Raw genomic sequence first — 3,918 nt, forward strand, 5'->3', positions numbered from 1 at the left:
GTGATGGCCCCGAGCGCGCTCACCATCAAGCGCTCGTTGGCCTCCAGCAGCTGCGCCGCCCGGCCTTCCTCCACCTGCCGTTCGGCGCGGACGACATCCTGCAGCAACTGCGTCAGGACGGTGCGCATGGTCGTCACCTGCGCATTCAGCCGGTCCAGCTCGGCTTGGGCGTCCGTCGCCGCAACGCCTGGAAGATCGGGAGCGTCGGTCATGGTGACGATGCCCGCATGCCCGGACTCAGGAACGCTTGCCGGGTCCGGCGGCCGCCAGCTTCGTCGTGGGCCGGCCCCCGAGCAGCCCTTCCTGGTCGGCCAGCATCTCGCCGATGTGGATGCCATCGCCGTCGATGCTGTACGCACGAAGCTGGTCCGAGTGGGCGCTGGCCCGGACCTTGACCACCGCCATCACCCGCCGCAGCCGGCTGTCGATCTCGATGTAGCGCTGCACGATGATCGCGTCCGTCATGAACGCGGTGCCGTAGGGGCTGAAGCGAAGATCGGTGTAGCGGTCCTCGAGTTCCGAGGTCATCAGCACGGTGACCCCCGCACTGGCCAGCGTGATGACGAGGTTCGACAGCGATTCGCGGAAGTCCTCGCGGAACGTCGGCGCCAGTGCCAGCTCGAAGCCGGACAGCGAATCGATGACCACGCGGGTTGCGCCGAGGCGTCGGATGTTCTGCATCAGCATGTACCCGACCTCGTCGATCGACAGATCGGCGCGGTTCTCCACCACGCCCACCTTCCCGCTCGCGATCAGGTCCGCGACCACGCGGCTGCGCGACCGGCTGGGACTCTGCTCGAAGGCAGCGATGACGCCGGTCTCTCCCGCTCGCACGCCCTCCGCCAGGAAAGCCGCAGCCAGGATGCTCTTGCCGGAGCCGGAAGGCCCCGCCACCAGCAGCGAGTAGCCGCACGGCAAGCCGCCGCCCAGCATCTCGTCCAGGCCCGGCACACCCATCGACAGCCGCCTGGCGAGCGGCGCGGCGTTCGGGTCGCCCGGCGGCGAGATCGCGACGCTGGCCGGTGGAAACACTTCCACACCCGCGTCGGTGATGCGGAACGTGTGCAGGCCCGCCAGCGTGGGTTGTCCACGCATCTTCATGATCTCCATCTTGCGGACCATGGAGTTGCGCTGCACGCTCTGGCGCAGCCAGATGAGTCCGTCCGACACCGTGAACACCGGGTTGGCATCGGTCTCGGTGAAGTACTCGCCGATCAGGAAGGTCGTGGCCTGCCAGCTCGTCATCACCATGCCGAGCTGCTGGACGAACTGCTGCAGGCTGTTGTGGGGGTTGCCGTCGGTCTCGCTGGCCAGCACGACCGACCGGAAGGAATCCACGAAGACGAGCGCCGGGCTGTGCCGCGTCACCTCGTCGACGATGCGCTTGAGCACGCGGTCGAGGTCGCCCACCACGGCGTCGTCGGAGAGATTGATGAAACGGATCGAGGTGTTGATCGCCTCGGTGTCGAAAAACTCGAACTGCTGCTGGTAGCGCAGCATCTTCAGCGGCGGCTCGCCCAGCACCGTGAAGTAGATCGCCGGGCGCTCGGGTGTCGCCAGCGCGAACATGATCTGGTGCGCCAGCGTCGTCTTGCCGCAGCCCGGCTGGCCTGCGATGAGGTTGAAGGAGAACTCCGGCAAACCGCCACCAAGAATCTCGTCCAGGCCGGGCACCTTCGTGGCCAACCGGTTGATCGTTACTTTGCTGGTCATGACGTGGTGTCCTGCGCGGACGGACCGCTCAAAAGGGTGGCCCATGCGGGGCGAAGCAATCGTTCGGTGAGCGACGGGCCGACCAGGGTGGTCAACAACGCGTGGAAGGTCTGCAGGATCAGGGCGCCCTGGTCGGCGGCGTCGATGGCCTCCTGCTGTGCCAGCGCGCTCTTCAGCGCCTCGAAATCCATCGCGGTGGGAACTCCTTCCTTGGTGAGGATCAGCCAGGAACCGCTCCCGCGGGCAAGGTGCACCGTGCGCTGGTGCAGCGCGGCAACGCCGCGCTTGCCGATGATGGGCGTCAAGGCCTCGTCGATGCCTTGCAAGGCCACGCTGACCGATTCGGCGACCTGCAGCGAAGAGGCGCCGTCTCGCACTGTCCTTTTCAGGAAGATCGCAATTCCATCGCTCTCTGGACTGGGCATGTGTCACACGCCGGCAAGCAGCGTCGCATTCATTGAGGGACTGCCGGACCTGGGGCGTTCGAACGGCATCACGCGCTGGAGCCAGGAAGGCTTGAACGTCGCATGGACGGCCACGCGGGTCTGTACGCTACCGCACATTGGGACCCTCATGCCTCGTCGCGACGCACGCAGATGCGCGGCAACCGAAGCTCGAAGCGGGTGGCCCCTTCGTCAGATGAGACATCCACCGTGCCGCCGTGGGCCAGGGCGATCTCGCGGACGACGTACAGACCGAGGCCGAGATTGGCCCCGGCCACCTGGGAATCGGCATCCCCTTCGTCGCTGCCGGCGCGCACCAGCGGATCGAAGAGGCTGGGCAGCAGGTCGGCAGGAATGGGTTTGCCGTGATTCTCGACGGCCAGCAGGACTTCGTCGGCGCGTGTGCCATCCAGGATGACGCGGACCGGCGAGCTGGGGAATCCGTACTTCAAGGCATTGAACACCAGGTTGGACAAGGCCTGGTGCAGGCGCCGGGCGTCCCATTCACCCTGCAGGTCGCCCAGCACGGTCAGCTGCAGGACTCTTCCGGGCGTGATCGCATCGATTTCCTGCAAGGTGTTCTGGGCGAACTTGTCCAGATGCAGAGGCGCCGGACTGACGGGCAGGCCCGACCCCAGGCGGTGGCGCGTGTACTCGACCAGGTCGTCCAGCAGGGCCTTCATCTGGCCGACGCTGCGCTTCACCACGGCGAGTTGGGGCGCGTCGTCGGGGCGGGTGCGCAGCGCCAGGGCCGCGTAGGCCGAGATCGTGCTGAGCGGCCCTCGCAGGTCGTGGCCCAGCATCCCGAGAAACAGGTCGCGCGTGCGGTTCACCTCCAGCACGAAGACGCTCAACGACTCCGCGATGGCCTGGTCCACGGCCTCGTTGAAGCGCGTCACGTCGTCGAGATCCTGGAGGGCCAGGGCTTCGCCCTGTGAAGCGCGCCACAACCTCAACACCGTCGCGCGCAGCGCCCGGTATTCGGCCACCATCTGCTCCACCTCGAAGCCCTGTCGCTCGCGCTGTCGGGCATGGCTGCGCGACGGGATGCTTCGCAGGGGGGCGGGCGTGTCGCTCTGGCCTTCCGACTTGGCTTGCCGCTCGTCGTCGTCCTGCGGACGGCGCATGTCTTCGGCGATCTCCTGCAGGATCAGCCTGCCGTGGTCGAGCAGGCCCACCTCGTCGATGCTGGCCGCGGCGGGCATCTGGCTGGCGGCGAAAGCGACCCAATCCCGCAGGATGGCATCGAGGTTGGCGTGGATGAAGCTCGACAGGCGCATTCGCCATTCTGCGCCCTGCGCGGAACCGCTGGAGCCTCAGCGCTGCGGGTACTCGAGTTCCGGGTACCAGTCGACGCCCCGGCCGCCGGGCGTCATGTCGAGCACGATCCAGATCGGCATCACTTCGGGCGCGCCGCGCGGGTCCTGGCCGGGGTCGGCGCTCTCGGGTCCCATCTCGTCGCCCCAGGTGTGGCGGATGACGCCGTCGCGGCGCGTGAAGACGTTGAAGCCGGCGTTGTCGCCGGTGCTCGCCGGGTCTTCGTCGGCGTAGTCGCGGTTGAAGTCGTTGCCGCCCGACGAGTACAGGCGCAGGTGGCGCCAGCCGCGTTCCTTCCTGAAGGCCAGGATGCGGTCGATCGGCGATCGGGCGATCACCGAGAACGCGACGCGCTGCAGGATGTCGGGCATCTCGCCATCGAACGCGCTGAGCATCGAGGTGCACATCGGGCACGGCCGCTTGCGCTGCGGGCCGTACATGAAGT

Annotated in this window: 5 protein-coding genes; all 5 read right to left on the minus strand. The window is 67.3% G+C overall.

Annotated features, from left to right (window positions below; all coding sequences use genetic code 11):
• Positions 1-212: hypothetical protein (locus AC1D15_RS21035; RefSeq protein ID WP_477827494.1), on the minus strand; the 212-nt coding region annotated here is incomplete at its 3' end.
• 25 nt (positions 213-237) lie between these two features.
• Positions 238-1,713, minus strand: coding sequence for an ATPase domain-containing protein (locus AC1D15_RS21040; RefSeq protein ID WP_477827495.1), 1,476 nt, complete (start codon positions 1,711-1,713; stop codon positions 238-240).
• On the minus strand, positions 1,710-2,138 hold the full coding sequence (locus AC1D15_RS21045; RefSeq protein WP_477827496.1) for a hypothetical protein: 429 nt from the start codon (positions 2,136-2,138) through the stop codon (positions 1,710-1,712). Before AC1D15_RS21045 ends, AC1D15_RS21040 begins: the two co-directional genes overlap by 4 nt.
• A gap of 146 nt (positions 2,139-2,284) precedes the next feature.
• Positions 2,285-3,436, minus strand: a complete 1,152-nt coding sequence (locus AC1D15_RS21050; RefSeq protein ID WP_477827497.1) for an ATP-binding protein — start codon at positions 3,434-3,436, stop codon at positions 2,285-2,287.
• Positions 3,437-3,472: 36 nt separating this feature from the next.
• Positions 3,473-3,918 (minus strand): DUF899 family protein (locus AC1D15_RS21055; RefSeq protein WP_477827498.1); only part of this gene is annotated, 446 nt, incomplete at its 5' end.

The organism is Rhizobacter sp. P2_H2, assembly GCF_056403375.1.

Bases quoted from the DNA above. Each gene is read 5' to 3' on its own strand.
- AC1D15_RS21040 (WP_477827495.1), bottom strand. From the start codon at position 1,713: ATGACCAGCAAAGTAACGATCAACCGGTTGGCCACGAAGGTGCCCGGC.
- AC1D15_RS21045 (WP_477827496.1), bottom strand. From the start codon at position 2,138: ATGCCCAGTCCAGAGAGCGATGGAATTGCGATCTTCCTGAAAAGGACA.
- AC1D15_RS21050 (WP_477827497.1), bottom strand. From the start codon at position 3,436: ATGCGCCTGTCGAGCTTCATCCACGCCAACCTCGATGCCATCCTGCGG.